At 47.0% G+C, this 17,970-nt stretch carries 16 protein-coding genes; 9 read left to right on the top strand and 7 right to left on the bottom strand.

Features of this window, described 5'->3' with window-relative positions; all coding sequences use genetic code 11:
• Nucleotides 1-27: 27 nt before the first annotated feature.
• Nucleotides 28-2,223: a glycoside hydrolase family 52 protein gene (locus ABIA61_RS15595; protein ID WP_283653805.1), complete on the bottom strand. Its 2,196-nt coding sequence runs from the start codon at nucleotides 2,221-2,223 to the stop codon at nucleotides 28-30.
• A 217-nt stretch (nucleotides 2,224-2,440) separates the two neighbouring features.
• Here ABIA61_RS15595 and ABIA61_RS15590 point away from each other — a divergent pair, with 217 nt between their 5' ends.
• The 3 genes from ABIA61_RS15590 to ABIA61_RS15580 all read left to right on the top strand — a co-directional run bounded on the left by ABIA61_RS15590 (nucleotide 2,441) and on the right by ABIA61_RS15580 (nucleotide 4,847).
• Entirely contained in the window at nucleotides 2,441-3,382 is a 942-nt protein-coding gene (locus ABIA61_RS15590) for a helix-turn-helix domain-containing protein (protein WP_283653804.1), read from the top strand.
• A gap of 59 nt (nucleotides 3,383-3,441) precedes the next feature.
• On the top strand, nucleotides 3,442-4,149 hold the full coding sequence (locus ABIA61_RS15585) for an SDR family oxidoreductase (RefSeq protein WP_283653803.1): 708 nt from the start codon (nucleotides 3,442-3,444) through the stop codon (nucleotides 4,147-4,149).
• 254 nt (nucleotides 4,150-4,403) lie between these two features.
• Nucleotides 4,404-4,847: an Lrp/AsnC family transcriptional regulator gene (locus ABIA61_RS15580; RefSeq protein WP_283653802.1), complete on the top strand. Its 444-nt coding sequence runs from the start codon at nucleotides 4,404-4,406 to the stop codon at nucleotides 4,845-4,847.
• Here ABIA61_RS15580 and ABIA61_RS15575 read toward each other — a convergent pair.
• The gene (locus ABIA61_RS15575; RefSeq protein ID WP_283653801.1) at nucleotides 4,833-6,014 is read right to left on the bottom strand and encodes a serine hydrolase domain-containing protein; all 1,182 of its coding nucleotides are present in this window, start codon (nucleotides 6,012-6,014) and stop codon (nucleotides 4,833-4,835) included. The genes ABIA61_RS15580 and ABIA61_RS15575 overlap by 15 nt on opposite strands.
• A gap of 1,308 nt (nucleotides 6,015-7,322) precedes the next feature.
• Here ABIA61_RS15575 and ABIA61_RS15570 point away from each other — a divergent pair.
• Both ABIA61_RS15570 and ABIA61_RS15565 read left to right on the top strand, forming a co-directional pair.
• The gene (locus ABIA61_RS15570; protein WP_283653800.1) at nucleotides 7,323-8,186 is read left to right on the top strand and encodes a hypothetical protein; all 864 of its coding nucleotides are present in this window, start codon (nucleotides 7,323-7,325) and stop codon (nucleotides 8,184-8,186) included.
• Nucleotides 8,187-8,295: 109 nt separating this feature from the next.
• Entirely contained in the window at nucleotides 8,296-8,802 is a 507-nt protein-coding gene (locus ABIA61_RS15565) for a hypothetical protein (protein WP_283653799.1), read from the top strand.
• A gap of 187 nt (nucleotides 8,803-8,989) precedes the next feature.
• On the opposite strand, the gene ABIA61_RS15560 is transcribed toward ABIA61_RS15565, so the two are convergent.
• The 5 genes from ABIA61_RS15560 to ABIA61_RS15540 form a co-directional block, all read right to left on the bottom strand.
• On the bottom strand, nucleotides 8,990-9,892 hold the full coding sequence (locus ABIA61_RS15560; protein WP_283653798.1) for an AraC family transcriptional regulator: 903 nt from the start codon (nucleotides 9,890-9,892) through the stop codon (nucleotides 8,990-8,992).
• Nucleotides 9,893-9,981: 89 nt separating this feature from the next.
• Nucleotides 9,982-10,278 (bottom strand): hypothetical protein, encoded by a 297-nt coding sequence (locus tag ABIA61_RS15555; protein WP_283653797.1) that lies wholly within the window; start codon nucleotides 10,276-10,278, stop codon nucleotides 9,982-9,984.
• Nucleotides 10,279-10,427: 149 nt separating this feature from the next.
• Nucleotides 10,428-11,789 (bottom strand): amidohydrolase family protein, encoded by a 1,362-nt coding sequence (locus ABIA61_RS15550; RefSeq protein ID WP_283653796.1) that lies wholly within the window; start codon nucleotides 11,787-11,789, stop codon nucleotides 10,428-10,430.
• Between the two features lie 331 nt (nucleotides 11,790-12,120).
• Complete coding sequence (locus ABIA61_RS15545) at nucleotides 12,121-12,882, bottom strand: ABC transporter permease (protein ID WP_283653795.1); 762 nt, start codon at nucleotides 12,880-12,882, stop codon at nucleotides 12,121-12,123.
• Complete coding sequence (locus ABIA61_RS15540; RefSeq protein ID WP_404580977.1) at nucleotides 12,879-13,619, bottom strand: ABC transporter ATP-binding protein; 741 nt, start codon at nucleotides 13,617-13,619, stop codon at nucleotides 12,879-12,881. The genes ABIA61_RS15545 and ABIA61_RS15540 overlap by 4 nt, the downstream gene beginning before the upstream one ends.
• Nucleotides 13,620-13,901: 282 nt before the next feature.
• Between ABIA61_RS15540 and ABIA61_RS15535 the strand changes: the two genes are divergently transcribed.
• The 4 genes from ABIA61_RS15535 to ABIA61_RS15520 all read left to right on the top strand — a co-directional run bounded on the left by ABIA61_RS15535 (nucleotide 13,902) and on the right by ABIA61_RS15520 (nucleotide 17,696).
• Nucleotides 13,902-14,474: a TetR/AcrR family transcriptional regulator gene (locus ABIA61_RS15535; RefSeq protein WP_404580976.1), complete on the top strand. Its 573-nt coding sequence runs from the start codon at nucleotides 13,902-13,904 to the stop codon at nucleotides 14,472-14,474.
• A gap of 178 nt (nucleotides 14,475-14,652) precedes the next feature.
• Nucleotides 14,653-16,059, top strand: coding sequence for an alanine/glycine:cation symporter family protein (locus ABIA61_RS15530; protein WP_404580975.1), 1,407 nt, complete (start codon nucleotides 14,653-14,655; stop codon nucleotides 16,057-16,059).
• 111 nt (nucleotides 16,060-16,170) lie between these two features.
• Entirely contained in the window at nucleotides 16,171-16,815 is a 645-nt protein-coding gene (locus tag ABIA61_RS15525) for an SDR family oxidoreductase (RefSeq protein ID WP_404580974.1), read from the top strand.
• A gap of 167 nt (nucleotides 16,816-16,982) precedes the next feature.
• Nucleotides 16,983-17,696, top strand: a complete 714-nt coding sequence (locus ABIA61_RS15520; protein ID WP_283653790.1) for an MBL fold metallo-hydrolase — start codon at nucleotides 16,983-16,985, stop codon at nucleotides 17,694-17,696.
• Nucleotides 17,697-17,970: the final 274 nt, after the last annotated feature.

Raw genomic sequence — 17,970 nt, 5'->3', positions numbered from 1 at the left:
CTCCTTTTGGGCAGGTGAAGGTTAGTGTCAGGCATGCTGCTCCTGATCCAGACTCATGTGCCGGGGAAGAACCAGACGGTTGCCCTTGCCTTCATACAGCCACAAAATAGCGGTAACTCCGCGCGGATAATATTTGCTGCCGTGGGCAATACCGGAGAGCATTTGGTCGCTCCAGCACCAATAGGATTCCTCAGGGTGCAGGAGCCATGAGACATGGGCAGCATCTGCGGCCTGCCCTGCTTCCTCCCAAGGCAGCTCCAGCAGCTCACGGGCAATAAACTGCGACAGATAGATTTTACTCAGCCAGGAGTTGTTACTGGTTGATGACAGCTTCCAGCCTCCATCTTTGAACAGGCAAACTCCCGGTGCCAGCACCGTTTCCAAATGGCGTCGCAGCGCTTGGATATATCCGCCAAATCGCCCATTGAGTTGAAGTGCCTCTTCGCAGCCTGTGAAGTAAGGGAAGATCAGCCCCTCAATCGCAGGGACAATCTGTGAATCATTGCCCTCCTGAATGACGGCAGGAATATAGCCCTTGTCTGTCATCTGCGCCGTGATCGCTGCTGCGCATTTGTCTGCCTGTAAGCCTGCTTCCCGTGAAAGGGAAGCAAGCCCTTCTGAGGCAAATAGCTTTTCCAGCGCAACATATACCGCCCAGCATTTGCTGCCCAAATAAATATTGTTGCGGGACTGGCCCAGCGATACGTCCAGACTATCGTAGGTTGTAATTTCTGTGCCTCCAAGGGTTCTGGAGCTATCCAAGCCCATTAAGCCGTTTCGTTGTGCCGGGTCTGGATGATCCCGCTGTAGCATACTATCAAAGCATTCACGCAAGATAGGCAGCATACGCGTCGTAAACGCCTGGTCCTGTGTCTGTTCGATATACACTGTGGCGCAGCATAGCCAGTTCACCAGCTCTTCGTGGCTCATATAAGAGAAGCAACCGTCAATCCCTGCCAGCTCATAACAGGAGTACCCCGGACGGGAGAACACATTTGCCACGCCCATATCATGCGTAAACGTGATGCCGCCCGGATAGGTTTGTTCGTCTGCCGGAAACCGTACCTCATCCCGGTAGCTGTACCGTTTGACGAACCACTCCAGCTCGTTGCGTACCGTCCACGGGTTCAAAATCAATTCATAGTAGAGCTGATCCGCCGTCAGATCGAGCGTATTCATCATCCGATACTCGCCTTCGTTCACAATCCAGATCGGTTCTCCATCCGCTTGCTGACTAAGCAACTGGGTGCTGCCGTAATAGCTGTGAATCGCCTGCGCGAGCATAAATTCCTGATCCGGGCTCAAGCTTACCGACTCCATCCAGCGATTAGTCTGAATACAGGCTGCGGTCAGGTCTGTAAAATGCTCCAAAGCATAGCTCGCCACGTCTTCAATATCCTTGAATAGACGAGTATAGTAATACGTCGCCTCGATGCCTGTCGTCACGATACCGCCGCGATAGAAGCATATGGCGAAGGAATACGTGCGCTTTTCGCCTGCGGGAACGTCCATGAGGAGCGCACCCGTCACGCCCAGGCCAAAGGATAAATTCTCGTCCATGCTTTCCCCGAGAAGGTTCTCCATTGCAAATCCACTTGCAGGTATCGCTTCGCTGCTATTAGTCACAATAGCTGTGCTGCGCCCTTGGCCAACGCCCGTGAGTCTTTGCGAGTGGGGAGAATCCACAGCGTCCCTGCGTGGGTCTTCTCCTACAATGCGTATGCCACTGTACGGATCACTGCCCTGATAGCCGAAAAAAGCTCTCCGCGCAGCCGTTCCCTGCGTATTATCGACCGTAAGCTCGGCAAATACCGCCGGAACCAGCGCTGCCCGCAGCTCATCCGCATCCGCTTTTCCCGGCTCCGGCACCGGACGGACAGGAGAATACAGCCGGAACGTTAAATCTCCAGCACTCCATGTATCCGTGCCCGCTTTCAGCTCACGGGTAATGTCTTGATCGGCAAAGGCACCGAGCTGCGGCTCCGTTCGTTTATCCTTTTTCTCCACATCGTATCGGGCGCTTTCGTCCTGTGCGACTGTAAAAAAGGGAAGCGCCTCATATACCTCACCGTCTCTGGATTGCAGCCCGATATATACATTTTCATCTGCTGGCTTGCCCAGCTCCAGGCCGAGTCCACCCCGATTACCTTTGAACCCGAGCGTAAAGCTGGAGAAGGCTCCGATAGGTGAGTGTTGCGTGTTATAAAATATATTTTTCGTCATATAATGAAACCCCTTTCAACATAAAGAGTGACTTTCATATACAAAAGTATTTTGCAGCATGTTCATATATTCGCCATATGCTATACTCACTTGATCTCATATAGAGCCTAGCATGCTACGCTCCGGGGAGCCATTGTCAAATCGCGCATTAATTTATCCAAATCGCGCCGAAAACGATATACTGGAGTAAAATCCTATGTACGCAAGGAGGGGAAGCATGTCGTCACCACGTGTACCGAATCGCCCAGACCATCCAGATCCTACAGCTACTGGAGAGGAATTCTTTTTTCCCGATGTGCGAACGACGGTCAATCTGTTTGCCATTCATACGCGAAGTGTCGGAAGGGACTGGAACTACCCACCACACGAGCATCCTCAATATGAAATTAATATCGTGCTTGCAGGAGAGCAGGTGATGGTGGTGAATGGTCGCAGCTATACACAGCGGCAGGGGGATCTGGTGCTGCTGCGACCGGGAATCTTTCACTCCAGCCACAGCAGCGGGGAGGGCTTTACGTATTTTTGCATGCATTTCGACATTGATGACAAGTTGTTTCTTTCGTTGCTGAGTCGTCTGGAGCAAGTGCTGTTTCCAGCCGAAGGTGCGGTAGCGAGGCAGATGGGACCAGCGCTGGATAAGCTGCTCGACCTCTCCACGCCCGATGCCGAAAAAGCAGGAGATTCGGTGGCGAAGCGTATGCGGATACAATCTGCCGTATTTGAGCTGTTCGCTACGTTGTGGGAGGCGGTGTCCAGTGAAGCGGCACATCTGCCGGGGCGCGGATACGTGCAGGCTGAGCTTGCCTATCAGATTGCCAGCCGACTTCAGGGCAGAGTGAATCAGCATTTTGGACAAATCGACTCTGTAGAAAAGCATGATGGGATTGAAGGCATTTCATCGGAATTAGGGATTAGCGTTTCCCATTGTAATCGTGTATTTCGTAGTGTCTTCGGTGTATCTCCCCGTGTGTATCTGTCTGGCCTTGTCCTGCACGAGGCCAAGTTACTATTAGCAGATCCCCAATGGACGGTGCAGCAAATTACCGATATGCTCGGCTACGGGAACATTGCGCATTTTAGCAGGCAATTCAAGCGCTGGTCCGGTCAGTCGCCGACATCCTACCGCAAAAGCACGGTGCAGGAAAGCCCATCCGAATAAAATTATGTATGCTAATAAAATAGTTATGATATAATCCGTACAAAGGAGCTGAGAATTGTATGAATTTACATCATAAACGTGTCGTCGTCATTGGCGGCAGTGCAGGTATAGGGCTGGCAACAGCGATAGAAGCAGCAAAGCAGGGAGCGAGTATCGTGATCGCTGGACGTTCTGCGGAGAAACTGGAGCAGGCGAAGAAAGTTATCCCTGCCGAATTGGTGGAAACCTTCCAACTGAATAATCAGAAGGAGGAGGAAGTGCAGGCATTTTTTGAAAAGGTCGGCGCATTCGACCATCTGTTTACACCAGGCGCGAGCTACACACGTGGTCCGATCACGATTGATACGGAAAAGGCGAAGACGCCGTTTGAGGGGAAATTCTGGCCGCAATATTTCGCTGCCAAGCATGCGGTTCCGCATATTTCCAGGGAAGGCTCCATCGTCCTCATGTCTGGAGCATTCAGCCAGCGGCCGATGGGCTTTGGCGCTACATACGGGGCGGCAAACGGCGCAATCGAAAGCTTGGGTAAAGCTTTGGCGGTAGAATTGGCTCCGGTACGGGTCAATGTTGTATCTCCCGGCACTATCTGGAGAGACGGTCCCGAGGGCGAACAGCGGGCGCAAGCTTTTGAGGAATATAAGGAAGTAACCTTGCTCCATCGGGTGGGTTATAACGAGGAAATCGCGCATACCGTGCTGTATCTGATGACGAACAAGTTCACCACCGGAAGCGTGCTGTTCCCGGATGGCGGCTACACGCTGATCTAATCCAAGCCACACGCAATCAACAGGTAGGAAACCTATTTTCTAAACAAAAACCGGACTAACACGTATGCATCGTGTTAGCCGGTTTTCTTTGGCTATAGGGTATCAAGTCCTTCTCTATAGCAGTTCTCTTTACCGTCATAGTTTTACATGGTAATATTCGATTGTTGGATATAATTCAAAGCCATTGTCTGAATAGATGATAAAAAATAAAGTATATATGCAATATAACCTTGTATTTAAGGAGTAGATTACCTATGGACCAAGTGGATCATAAAATTTTGTTATGTCTACAAAACCAGGCACGCATCTCCATGACCGAGCTGGGCAAGGAGGTTGGACTTTCCCAGCCCGCTGTCACGGAAAGAGTAAGGCGCATGGAGGATAAAGGCATTATCACTGGATATCGTGCCATGGTTTCACATGAGAAAGTCGGAAAGCCGATCATGGCTCATGTGCTCGTGCACACGAATCAATGCAACTCATTTGTTGAGTTTTGCCAATCTGCGCCTGAAGTCATTGAGTGTCATCGAATTAGCGGTGAGCAAAATTATTTACTTAAGGTTATGGTCGAATCCATGCTTAAGCTGGAGCAATTCGGGGATGAGTGCGGAAAGCACGGTCACTCTACCACGTTAATCGTCTTATCCTCGCCTGTAGAGCTTAAACATGTAACTCCCGCTTTATTAGACCCTATTTGAGCTGCCGTAAATGGCTTGGCAAAGCTCGGTTGTAAACGGACCCGACATACCTTCAAATGCTGTATTGGTAAAGGCAACAACGCTGAGTCTTTGCGTGGGATCAACGAACCATGAATGACCGTAAGCTCCTCCGAGACGCCACGTTCCGGGGGATTCTGCTGTTTCGCCTTCGTCGGGATTTTGGAGTACGGTGAATCCCAGTCCGAAGCCCCGTCCCGGCCAGCCTGCCAAGGGGAGGTTCCCGGTTTGGATGGTGCCCATTTCACGGACCCATTCCTCTGGAAGTAACGGATTGCCGCCGTTTCGCAGTGTTTCCAGCAGTCGCATAAAGTCTTTTGCGCTGCCAATCATACCCGAGCCGCCAGAGTGGAAAGCCGTGGGATCAAAGGCGCGTGCAGGCTGAAAACGAAGTCCCGCCGTGCCTTCAAACACCTGCGCAACCTCAAGCTCACGCATCCGCCGGGGTTCGGCTGTATCGTTAACATAAGGAGCCGCAAGTCGTCCGGCATCAGCGACCGAGAAACGGGTATCATGCATATCGAGAGGTTCTGTAACGAGCTTTTTAACAGCCTGCTCAAGGGTTGTGCCGCATACGCGACTAATGATTGCACCGAGTACATCGGTGGCAATGGAATAACCCCATGCTTTACCCGGTGTATACAACAGAGGCACAGAAGCCAAACGTTGCAAGTTCTCTTCAAGCGTAAGATTTGAGAAATCCATGCCATCCGATACGCCTGCACGTTGATAGGGGCCTCCGCCTTCTTCCTCTAAAAAGCCATAGGTCAGCCCGGCAGTATGTGTGAGCAATTGCCGTACCGTAATGGATGGCTGCTCGCCGCTGATCAAGCGGGGGCGAAAGTCCGGCAACCAGCGTTCAATGGATTCATCGAGTCCAATCTGTCCTTGGGCTGCCAAAACCAAGGCCGCTGTAGATACAATCGGCTTGGATACAGAAGAGAGCCGAAATAAAGCATCCTCGCGCATGGGAATATTTTCTTCTCGATCAGCCAGCCCGGCCGCTCGCACATACACGGGTGAACCATCCATATATATCATGACGACTGCGCCAACCAGGCGCTTCTCGGCAAGGGTTTGATCTATGACTGCATTCACACGTCCGTCCAGACCATCTTGTATCGCTAAAACTCTATTTTCTACACTCATGAATATCTCATCCTCTCTATGATCCAGCGGTTATCGCTTGATGGAACTTAGTTTACAGGATAGGAAGACGACCTTACATAAGGTAACAAAGGTATTCAGTGAGTATTCACGTTAAAATAAAATTATTTTAAAAGGATGGCCTTGGATTTAAATGAATGGGGTTTTCAAGAAGTTATGCTGCACTTTACAGTAACTTTTTAAGTTGAGATACACGTCCTTGTGACACACCAAGCCATTTGGCATAGTCATATTGTCTGGCATCGGGATGTTCCTAAATGAGTTCTCTAAGGCGTCCGAGTAATTTTTCTGCTGACTGGTTCGTTCTTTTGTAGATAGGCATATCTTTTTTAATAGAAGGAGTCGGAATGGAGCAACAATCTATATTCCCCTTTAATTTATGGATACATTCTATGCATAGAAATGAATCTCTGAAATAGGTTAGATTTTCAGCCGACTTTGAATATTTTGTTTAATAATTGGTCGTAATTTTCCGCAGTCGGAATTAGATTGCGAAATTTTGGTACTCTGAAGTTGTAGCTGTTCCCTTCCGAATAGTCTCAGAAATCCGAAAGACTCCCTCATCACTCAATATGGGATCCAGTGCAGATACAGATATTGACTCTATTTCAGGGCAACTGCTGGAATCATCCAAGGCAGACACTGTGTAAATATCATAACCCTTTCTCAATCTACCGTATTTTCGTAAAACTACTCGCAGCGCATCTGTGGATTGGGAGCTTCTACAGATTCCTCAATTTTAACATCGGTTTGAACTGTTCTCCCCCTAATTTGATAAAGCATCCTAGTCCAACCACCTTATTTTTCCTATTTTATAAAATTCTATAGTATTGTTCTTTTACTTTCAACTTTGTGGCTAGTCTAACAAAACGAAATGAGCATGGATATGAGCATTGGCGGATATAGGATTTCTAAAGAAAGGTGATAAAATTGACAAATTTTACTAAAACATTGAAAAGTGATACATTTATTATATCTTCTTGGATAATTCTGCATGAGTATTAGAATAGCTTTACAGAGGGGATGGTTAGAGAGGGACAATCAAATCAGTTGTTATTAACACAAAAAATATCTTTTGAAAGGGAAGATAGAGGTGAAAACAGTTTAAAATTCCGCTATTTTATGTATGTTATTGGGTATTTCTTTTTCTTTAATTCAATTTACCTTATAGGCTGTATTTTTAGGGGTTAGAACTGTAGGGGCACTATATATTTCTATACCTAGGCAGTATGTATTGTTTTATTTTAATAGGGATTGAGTAAAATAAAATCTATTTCGGAGGGAATTAATATGAAGAAGAAAATTGCTATTATAACTATGTCATTGGCCTTTTGCTTTGGGAGCGCGGCCTCGGCTGCCCCAACGTTAGAAAATAACATACCTACTAATAATCCTTTATCAGTAAGTGAAAATAATAATGTACAGGTTGGTTCTAAGATCGAGGCAAATCAAGATAGCTTTGATAAGGATTCACTTAGTCCAGAAGCATTAAAGGCTGTGAATGAATATTTTAACGATTTTAAAAAACCACAGATTAACAGTCTGGGAGTAAATGAGTCTCTAGTTGATTACAAAATTGTATCGGCTGATAATTCTGACCCAGACAATATCAATGTTTCCGTTAAGTTAACTTATGGGGATATAGGTGAATTACCAGCAGCACCCTATAACATTGAAAAGGAGGGAGGTAATTATATAGTCAAACAACCTAAAGGCTTGGTATATGATATTGCACCTACTAGTTCAACATATGGAAAAGTAGAAACGGGAGTATTTGTGGAGCCTTCTAAGGCTTTACAAGGTGATGTTCAACTAGCTGTGAGAAATCTGACTTATTATTCGGAGAATCATGGAATGAATTTAAGTCAGATCGGAAATTTCTTTGGAAACTACAGAAATCAGGTTACATTTAATGGGAGTCAGTCAATCGTAGACTCGGATGTACAAGCTATAAGAGTAATTTATGGTGTAGGCACATATAAAGATGGCGCACTTGTTAAATTGGGAGTCAGTTCATCTGTTAATGGTGAGGGGTCTTACAATAAATATGTTCAAGTACCTTCGGGCAGTGGTAGATTAGCATTTGCTGACACCCGCGAGAGTAGGGGAAATGGTCTTATTCATTTAGAAGGAAATGTGTTAGAAAATGAATAAGACCATTCTGGAATAATAAATAAGGTAGAGTTCACAAAATTTGAACTCTACCTTATTTATTTGAAGAAGCATTTGTGGTAAAATTTACAATAAAGGAGGTTTTTTTCAATTGAAGATTGTACTACGTAAGAAGTTGGCTTGCTTGGTTGTCTTAGGAGGGATTTTGACTGTAATTGCTACAGGTTTTGGAGGGGATAAGGAGCCTCATAAACTTCCCGATAAGCCCAAAGAGGCTGCTGTTTCGACATTTTCAGAATATATGGACGCTTCGATGAGTCGTGATTATGATAAGATGCTTTCACTGTCTGATGATTATCGTTTTAAAACAGACCGGGCACGACTTAATTTTCTAAAAGCTCAAGGAACACCGATAGACTATCGTATCATTTCTGTAAATGACGCAGACCCTTCTAAGATTGTCGTTTCATCGATAACGAAGTATGAGGACATGGAATTACCTCCCATTAAGTATATTATTGCCTTTGAGGAAGGAACGTACAAGTTGAAAATGAGGAATGTCGTGGTCAATATGATTCCCTCATCACCTGACTATAAAACAGTCGAGTACGAGCCTGATAAGGTGGACGATAATTTAGAAGATAATTTTAATGGTTAAGGATCTTATAGAAGAAAATAGGCGAAGGGAGTTATCCTTCGCCTATTATTATCCTTATTTATAAAACGAATATATAAAAGGAAAGAAGCGTTGAACTCATATCTACAGGCGAGGAAGTGAGTGATAATTTATGAACAGGAGAAGCTATATTTACATCATCGTAGCTGCTTCTTGGGATTCTTTTTCTCTACACTTTTTTCACTGGACGTAACACTGCGTAACCGTATCCTTCCGGGAAATGCCGCTGATAATCCTGCTTCGTTTCCTCATCCCATTCATATCCCATGCTGGCAGGGTCAAAGCTCCAAGCCTTCTCCTCCACAATTCTCATAACCTCTCCATTGTTTTTTAAATAATTGAAGGGCGGGTGAAAAAACACCAGATAATCTGATTCGGGAATGCTCCGGCACTCCATTCCTGCTGGAATCTCTCCAGCGTAATCAGCGGCAACCGGTATTCCATAGAGATAGCCCTTCTGACCATCCTGATAGAACCAGCCTGCGGTTTGACCCAATTGTTCGGGTAGCTTGAGATGAGACATGCTTTCCAGTGTTCCACAAATTTCATCACAATTATGACCGTTTCTCCAGAAATCACCGTAGTTTCGAGAAGAGGTATCCCAGATTCCAATAAATTTGTGTGCTGGTATACGCTCAATTTTGATTTCGGCTTCTTGCAAATGTTCCTTAACCATCTGATCCCGCTCCTTCAAATGATAATGATAAGGAGAGAACACTTCAACACGAATCGCTAACGGAATAGGTCTAGGCTCTCTTTGGTATACAGCCGGAGTTACCTCAAAGGCTTTTACAAATGCTCGTGTAAAAGCTTCTTGTGAAGAAAACCCATACTTTATGGCAACATCAAGGATGCGAACATTGCCATCCCGGAGTTCAAGGGCTGCACGGCTAATCCGGCGCATCCACACATAATCCCTTAACGTCATTCCTGTAAGAGAATGGAACTGTTTTGTACAGTAATAAGGAGAGTAGCCTAACTGATTGGACATTCTCAACAACGATGGTGCTGAAGTAAGATTATTATCAATCCAATCAATCATGAGTTGGACCATTTCGTTCCATTCGTACACGATGGTTCCCTCCTTTCGATTCCATCTTAACAGGCGGAATGCAGGAATATTTGACTTGAGTTGCATGCACACTTTTGTCTTGTTCTGTACTACTCCTCTACATAGCGGATATATGGATGTTGGAAGTATCTTTGATCAGACACGAAAAAATATTGTTTGCCTACAACCAGAGGAGGGATCACAGACTTTGAGGAAATATATAATTCTTTATATTCACCTCCGTTAGAAGCATCCCTCTGTATGACCAAGCAATCGTCTGTGATTTTAACTAATTTAGCGATTTCAGCCGGGTGATATCCTGAATAATAATAAATCCAGCCGAAAATCATTGAAAAAAATATAACCCTTAAAATAGCTGCCGCCGTTTTATTCTTAGTAATCAACATTCGTACAAACCTCCCATAATGCCATACAATGAATAGGATGACTTGAGAAAAGAATCGGGACTAATCAATTCTTTCATTAGAACAAAAAGCCTACCCGCCTGTACAACGACAGATAGGCTGGATAGTCAGTTTGTTAAAGAGTACAGTAATCAGATTGGCCATGCTTCCTCAGGCACCCCGTATTGTGAGAAAATATAATCTCTAGACTCATTGGCTAACTTGCGCAAACGTTGAATGTCTACATGCAGCATTTTTCCGTTCCGTTTGACAGCTTTCCCAGCCACAAACACTGAATCGACGTTGCTCGTGTTTGCACATTGCACAACAGCACCGATTGGATGATTTACCGGAAACATATTCAGATCGTTGGTTCGAATCATAATCAGATCGGCTTCTTTTCCCGGAGTTAACGTACCGATCTTATGATCCAGTCCCAATGCTCGGGCACCGTCAATCGTCGCGAATTCTATAATGTCCCGTGCTGAAATGGTGAGTTCCACCGGCATTTCTCCTGTGGATAAAATCTTTCCATTGATTCTGGAACGTTCTGCTTGCAAGGCGAACTTCATTTGTGCAAACATGTCTCCACCGGTTGATACTACAACATCGACTCCTAGTGAGGGTCTTCCTCCGTTCTCCATAAATAGCCCTGTAGCCGGATAGCCATGTCCCATCATCATTTCGATTTCTGGAGTAACGGAAATGGAGGCGCCCGAATCTGCGATTAGCTTATACTCCTCATAGCTGAGTGTATTGGCATGGGCAAAGTTAAGATCCGATCCGAGCAGTCCAGCCTTATGCAATTTTTCAATCGATCGATCCACCGAACCCCATGTCCCGAACCCTAAATGCATTGTACACAGCACACCAAGCTCCCGAGCGAATCGAATCTCATCAACTGTTGTTTCCCATGCGCTAAATTCTGGTCCTCTTATGGCTAACCCCATGGTAAGCAACTGGTCATCTGATGAGAAATACTGCTTTTTCACCCGTCTGCTGTCATCGGATTGTCGAATTCGGCTTTCTCTGGACCAATATTCTCCATCACCAGAAACTCCGTGGGCAAAGACCGCTCTTGTTTCCGATTCTTGCAAGCCCCGGATCAGCTCGTCTGTATGATCGGGTGAATTAATCATCGACCAATCCAGTAGTGTGGTAACCCCTGCATCCAATGCTTCCAGTGCGCCAAGCAGATTCGCTACATATCCATCCTGCGGACGTAATTTAGCTCCAATATTCCCATAGTACATACGCCCCAAGTACTTTTCGAGAGACCAATCGGCACCTACATTACGAACGACAGATTCCCAGGTGTGGCGATGTGTATCCACGAATCCCGGCATAACAATCATGTTTGTAGCGTCAACAACTTCACAATCGGCTGCTTCTAGCTCCGGTTGAACAGCGATAATTTTTTTTCCCTCGATAAGAATATCCGCTTTTTTAAAATCACCCATTGTCTTATCGAGCGTGAGTACACAGCCGTTTTTGATTAATAAACGATTGTTCATCTTTTTATCTCCTTTGTGTGTTGTTAGATGACTTATTTCTATGCCCTCTCTTAGATCGACATTTAACCTCAGCATGATGCATCATTCGATTCCCAACGCTCGAAAGTACAATATATAGACGAACTAAACCGTTTCGATCTATATATTGCTGATTTGAAATCGCTCTTGGGATTTATGCAAAATGCTTAACCTATATATGTATATTGTAAGCCTGATGATATAAAATCACAGTATATCTTTTCGTGCAGGGACAAGAATATACACCAAAAAGCCTACCTACCGATCATCTGGCAGATAGACTTTTGCAAAATAAAGCTGTGTTGGATAGGGATTAGCGCTCCCATGCTTCTGTACGCAGCTGCTGCTGGCGGGTAAATAATGCCGGATAAATGAACAGGCTGAGCAGCACGCTGGTCAGAATAGCAGAGGTCATGGTGGTAAATACGATCAGCAACTGCAAACGGACAGCGGCAATGGGATTGGCTCCTGCGATAATCTGCCCGGTCATCATGCCGGGAAGCTGGACAAGCCCCAGCGTTTTCTGTCCCTCAATGGTTGGAATCATACTGGAGCGTATGCAATCCTTGAGTATAGGGAAAATGGCTTGTCTCGGTGTGCCACCTAGTGCCAGGATGAGCATGATTTCAGGCTTGCGCAGCAGCACCTCCGACTTGAGCCGGGACACCAGCAGACTGGACAAAATCATGGAGCTGCCAATGATCATGCCGCTAATCGGAATCATATACCGGGCTGTCGCCGGAATGATATGCAGGCTAATCAGGAATGCCTGTGTAACGATTTCCACACACAGCAGCGTCAGGAATGATTTCCACATCAGGCCGGGAATAAATCGTCCTTTGCGTGCCACATTTTGGGAGGCTACGGTGATCATGAGCAGAATGAACAATGTGATAAATCCGTAGCTCTGCATCCCGAAAATCAAATGCAGCACATAGCCGATGGCCAGCAACTGAACCGATGCTCTGATCGTGGCGATAATGATATCCCGATCCAGACCAAGCTTGAAGGATTTGGACATGACGATGGCGATGAACACAAAACCGAGAGAAAGAATCAGGGCAACAATTGTCATACCCATTCTCCTGCTATGAACCTGCGGGTTTCATTGTGCTGTGGTGCATCGAAAAAAGCCTCGGTATCCGCTTGCTCCACGAGCTTTCCGTCGATCATCAGCCATGTTTCATGGCCTACTCTGCGGGCTTGTTCCATATGATGCGTAATCCAGATCATCGTCGTTCCCTCTTCTTTGTTCATTTGAAGCAACAGTTCCTCTACCTCTTTGACCGAGGCCGGGTCCAGTGCGGAAGTAATCTCATCCAGCAGTAAAATATCCGGGCGGTTCGCAAGCGTTCGCGCCAAGGCCAAGCGCTGTCTTTGACCTCCGGATAGCTCCTGCGCCTTTTGCTCCAGTAGATCGCGGGTAAGCCCTACACGCTCTAACAAGTCGCCTGGATCATGCAGCACCGTTCCATGCAACCGTTCTACGGTCTGAAGATTATACAGAACGGTTCCTTGCAGCATGGGGGCATCCTGAAAAACCAGTGCGACCTTTCGTCTCAGTTCAGGGATTTCCCATTCGGAAAGGGGCTTGCCGAATACGCTGATTTCCCCTTCATCCGGCGTCAGTAGAAGATTACACAGTGAAAGCAGCGTGCTTTTACCAGACCCGGACGGGCCAACCAGCGTGGTGATTTTGCCGGGAGAAACTTTTGCCGTAATTCCATTCAGGACAGCACGTTGACGTTCAGACCCGATGAAGTATTTGGTGATGTGCTTAAATTCAATGGCTGGAAGTGGCTTGGGATCCATAGATATAGCTATCTCCTTTACATGGGATCGAAAAAGTGGTCAGACCCGCTCTATGATCTTGCTTCGTTCATTATATCAGTAAAAGCTGATATGCTTTCAAACCATAGCTTTTTTGTATAAACTAATAGGTAAACTAATAGGATTAGCTAAAATAGAAATCAGGCTCATTTTGTATTTTTATACGTCAGCATTTTGCATCATTCGATTCCCGACGCTTTATGCAAAATGCTCACGTCAATGCCTTACATAGAAATTAGAAATTCGATTAAAGGAGAAATGCTGATGTCACCCAGAAACGGAGTGAAGCTGCACGATATTCTACAGGCTGCCGAGGACATTGCCAATGAACGGGGGATGGGCGATGTCACGCTCACCACGCTGGCGCAGAAGCTGCACATTCGCCCCCCGTCTTTGTATAACCACGTGGACGGGTTGAACGGACTGCGCCAAGTGCTGGCTCTACACAGCCTGGGACAGTTGGAAGAAGCTTTGATGAGCGCGGCGGTTGGCAGAGCGGGTGACGATGCACTGACCGCTATGGGGAAAGCCTATATGCGATATGCCCGCGAGCGACCCGGTTTGTATGAAGCGATGCTGTATGCAACTGATCGAAATAATACCGAAGTGAGGCAGGCTGCGGATCGTGTGGCGGAGCTTGTCATTTCTGTTCTGTCCAGCGGCTACGGATTTAAGGAAGAGGATTGTGTTCATGCGGCGAGGGGATTCCGCAGTCTGCTTCACGGTTTTGCCTCGCTCGAACAGAAGGGCGGCTTCGGTTTACCCGTAGAAGTGGATCGGAGTATTGAAGTCATGATGAACACTTTTTTGGCAGGTTTGCGTGTGCAACAGAAATGAGTATAACATGAGGTTCAAACTCTGTGAGGTTTCCTGTTAATGGCTTCTATAAAATAAAATGTATAATTATCTGTTCTGTGTGGCTAAAAATTGGTATACTCAAAAAATACTGTTAAACGGCCGAGTATGGAACCGGTTCTACAGAGAGAATGAATCAAGGGATATTGGGGGATTGTGGATGCAACAGGTTTTACAGGATGTGCTCGGTGTAATTAACGACTTTTTCTGGTCCAAGTTGTTAATTGTCATGCTGATCGCATTGGGACTATTTTTTACGTTCCGCACTAAGGGTCTGCAAGTACGAATGATCGGAGATATGTTCCGGGTACTAAAAGAGTCAAAACGCGGCTCCAGGGACAGCATTTCGCCTTTTCAGGCATTTTGTATCAGCATGGCGGCACGTGTGGGTACGGGTAACATTACGGGGATTGCTCTTGCCATTGCGCTGGGTGGGCCGGGTGCGGTGTTCTGGATGTGGATCATTGCGATTATCGGATCAGCCTCCAGCTTCGTTGAAAGCACATTAGCCCAAGTATATAAAGTGAAGGACAAAGATGGATTCCGCGGTGGCCCCGCGTATTACATGGAGATCGGATTGAAGAAGCGGTGGATGGGTATTGTTTTTGCGATACTGATTACACTGAGCTTTGGTCTGGTCTTTAACGCGGTGCAGTCCAACACGATTACGCTAGCTTTCGAAAATGCCTTCGGCACGAGTCGGCTGGTTGTGGGTCTGCTGATGGCGGCTGTGTTTGCGGTCATTATTTTTGGGGGGATCAAGCGGATTGCCAAAATGTCGGAATATATCGTCATTGTACTGGCAGTGCTGTATATCGGAATTGCGCTGTTTATTGTAATCATTAATATTCAGCAATTGCCGCAGGTGTTGTCCCTGATCGTACGCAGTGCGTTCGGTTTCGAGCAGGTTGCGGGAGGCTCCCTCGGGGCAGCCTTGATGCACGGCATCAAGCGTGGTTTGTTTTCCAATGAAGCAGGAATGGGGAGCGCACCGAATGCGGCAGCTACCGCAGACACCAGCCATCCGGTCAAGCAAGGCTTGATTCAGGCTTTTGGAGTGTTAACGGATACGCTTATTATTTGTACAAGCACGGCAATGATTATTTTGTTATCCAGGGCGTATACGAAGCCGGGGCTTAGCGGGATTGAGCTGACCCAGGCGGCTCTGAGTGTGCACATCGGCCCGTGGGCGTCCGGTTTTCTTGCCATTATGGTATTCCTGTTCGCTTTTAGCACATTGATCGGTAACTACTATTACGGCGAAACGAACATTGAGTTTATGAAATCGAAGAAAATCTGGGTATGGCTGTATCGCGCTGCTGTAATTGGCATGGTGATTTTCGGAGCAGTGGCCAAGGTGCAGCTGGTGTGGGATATTGCCGATTTATTCATGGGGATGATGGTCGTTGTCAATCTGATTGCCATTGCCCTTTTATCCCGAGTCGCTTTTGCAGCTTTAAAGGATTATTCACGGCAGAAAAAGGCGGGTCAGGACCCTGTCTTCTATAAAGATAGCATTCCGGGGCTAGAGCAAGTGGAGTGCTGGGAGCGGGGAACCAAGCTTTAAGGCAACGCTTGATCACAAACTCGGCGTACCCATCTGATTGCGTCCTGAACCATACGGGTAAAATACTTCTGTATAATGTAGAAGAGAGACTGCGAATACAGGAGGGATATTATGAACGTACTGGTGATTGGCGCAAATGGAAAAGTAGGCAGACATCTCGTTCGTCTGTTGGGTGAAAATGGAGCGCATCGCGTAAAGGCGTTGATCCGCAATCAGGATCAGGCCGAAGCGCTTGAACGCTTGGGCGCGGAAACGGTGATAGCTGACCTCGAAGGAACGGTTGACGACATTGCCGCAGCCGTAAAGGGTAGCGACGCTATCGTGTTCACGGCTGGCTCCGGTGGCAAAACAGGCGCGGACAAAACCCTGCTCATCGACCTCGATGGAGCGGTCAAGGCTATGGAGGCTGCCGAGCAGGCGGGCATCCGCCGCTTCATTATGGTCAGCGCAAGGCATGCGGAGAATCGGGAGCAATGGCCTGAGTCGATTAAGCCGTACTACGTGGCGAAGCATTATGCAGACCGCCTGCTGGAAGCGAGTAATCTGGACTACACGATCTTTCGTCCGGGTGGACTGACAGATGATCCCGGTGTTGGAAAGGTCGCTACGGAGGATGATCCTTCCGTTAGTACCATTTCCCGTGAGGATGTAGCCGCAGTGGTAGTAGCGGCACTGGATGAACGGCAGACGTATCACCGTGCGATTAATCTGGCGTCAGGCAGCACGCCCATTGCTGAGGCTGTCCAGCAGGGTTGATGGATTTAGGAGCATTCACATCATAGTTGGAGAGAGGCAGACCAGGGATGTTATTCCGGGTCTGCCTTTTTGCTGCGGAATATCTGCGAAAAGATTTGTTTAAAACTAATGATATTATTTATAATACTAATATAATTAGTTTTAAACAAGATGAGGAGATGAGATGGATGCGTGTTGTTCAGGTGCAGCATGTAGTTCAATTGACGTTTCTGCCGAGACTGTTCCCGGTGAACTGCTATTTGGTGCAGGAAAAGGAGGGGCTAACATTGATAGATGCCGGACTTCCTTATAGTGCAGATGGTATCGAGAAGGCTGTTGCGCGGATGGGGCAGCCAATCCTACGAATTGTACTTACTCATGCCCATGAGGATCATGTGGGTGCACTGGATAGGTTGAAGGCACGGCATCCGGATGTGCAAGTATTCATTTCCAGACGGGATGCGCGGCTGTTAAAGGGCGATGTATCGCTGGATACGGGTGAACCGAATACTCCGATTCGGGGCAGTGTGCCCAAAAACATCCGTACACAGCCTGACGTTCTGCTGCAAGAAGGGGATCATGTGGGTTCGTTGCTGGCGATCAGCGCACCGGGACATACGCCAGGCTCGATGGCATTTCTGGACACTCGTACCCGTGCATTGATTGCAGGCGATGCCCTCCAGGTCCGAGGCGGCGTTGCGGTGTCAGGGAGGCTTAAGCCGCTGTTTCCATTTCCCGCACTGGCCACCTGGAACAGGGAAATTTCACTGGAAAGCGCCAAAAAGCTGGCGCGATTCAAGCCATCTCTACTGGCTGTCGGACATGGCAACCTGCTTGAACATCCACAGGACTCAATCGAACGGGCCATTCAGGAGATGGAGCGGCAATTTGTGAAGAAATGATTCTGTATTCAGCCAACTTTCAGCCAGAACTCACGATGCCCTCAGCTATGACAGATACAATATGAGGAAAATAGATACAGAGAGAGGTGCATCGGATTTGAACGTGTGGAAAGAGAACCGCCTGAAATATATACTTCTGTTCAGTCTCATATTGTGTGCTGTGGTTAGTGTGGTTTCGTTATGGAGTTATTCTGGCAGCTCGGCATCCCAGTCTGCTGCTATTAGACAGGGCCCGTCCGGCGGATTTGGAGGAGGCGGCGGACCCGGTAGAGGC

The organism is Paenibacillus sp. RC21, from assembly GCF_044907935.1.
In the GTDB taxonomy this organism is placed as follows: domain Bacteria; phylum Bacillota; class Bacilli; order Paenibacillales; family Paenibacillaceae; genus Paenibacillus; species Paenibacillus terrae_A.
Note: the sequence above shows the minus strand (reverse complement) of the source record. Positions and strands in the feature narration are given on the sequence as shown.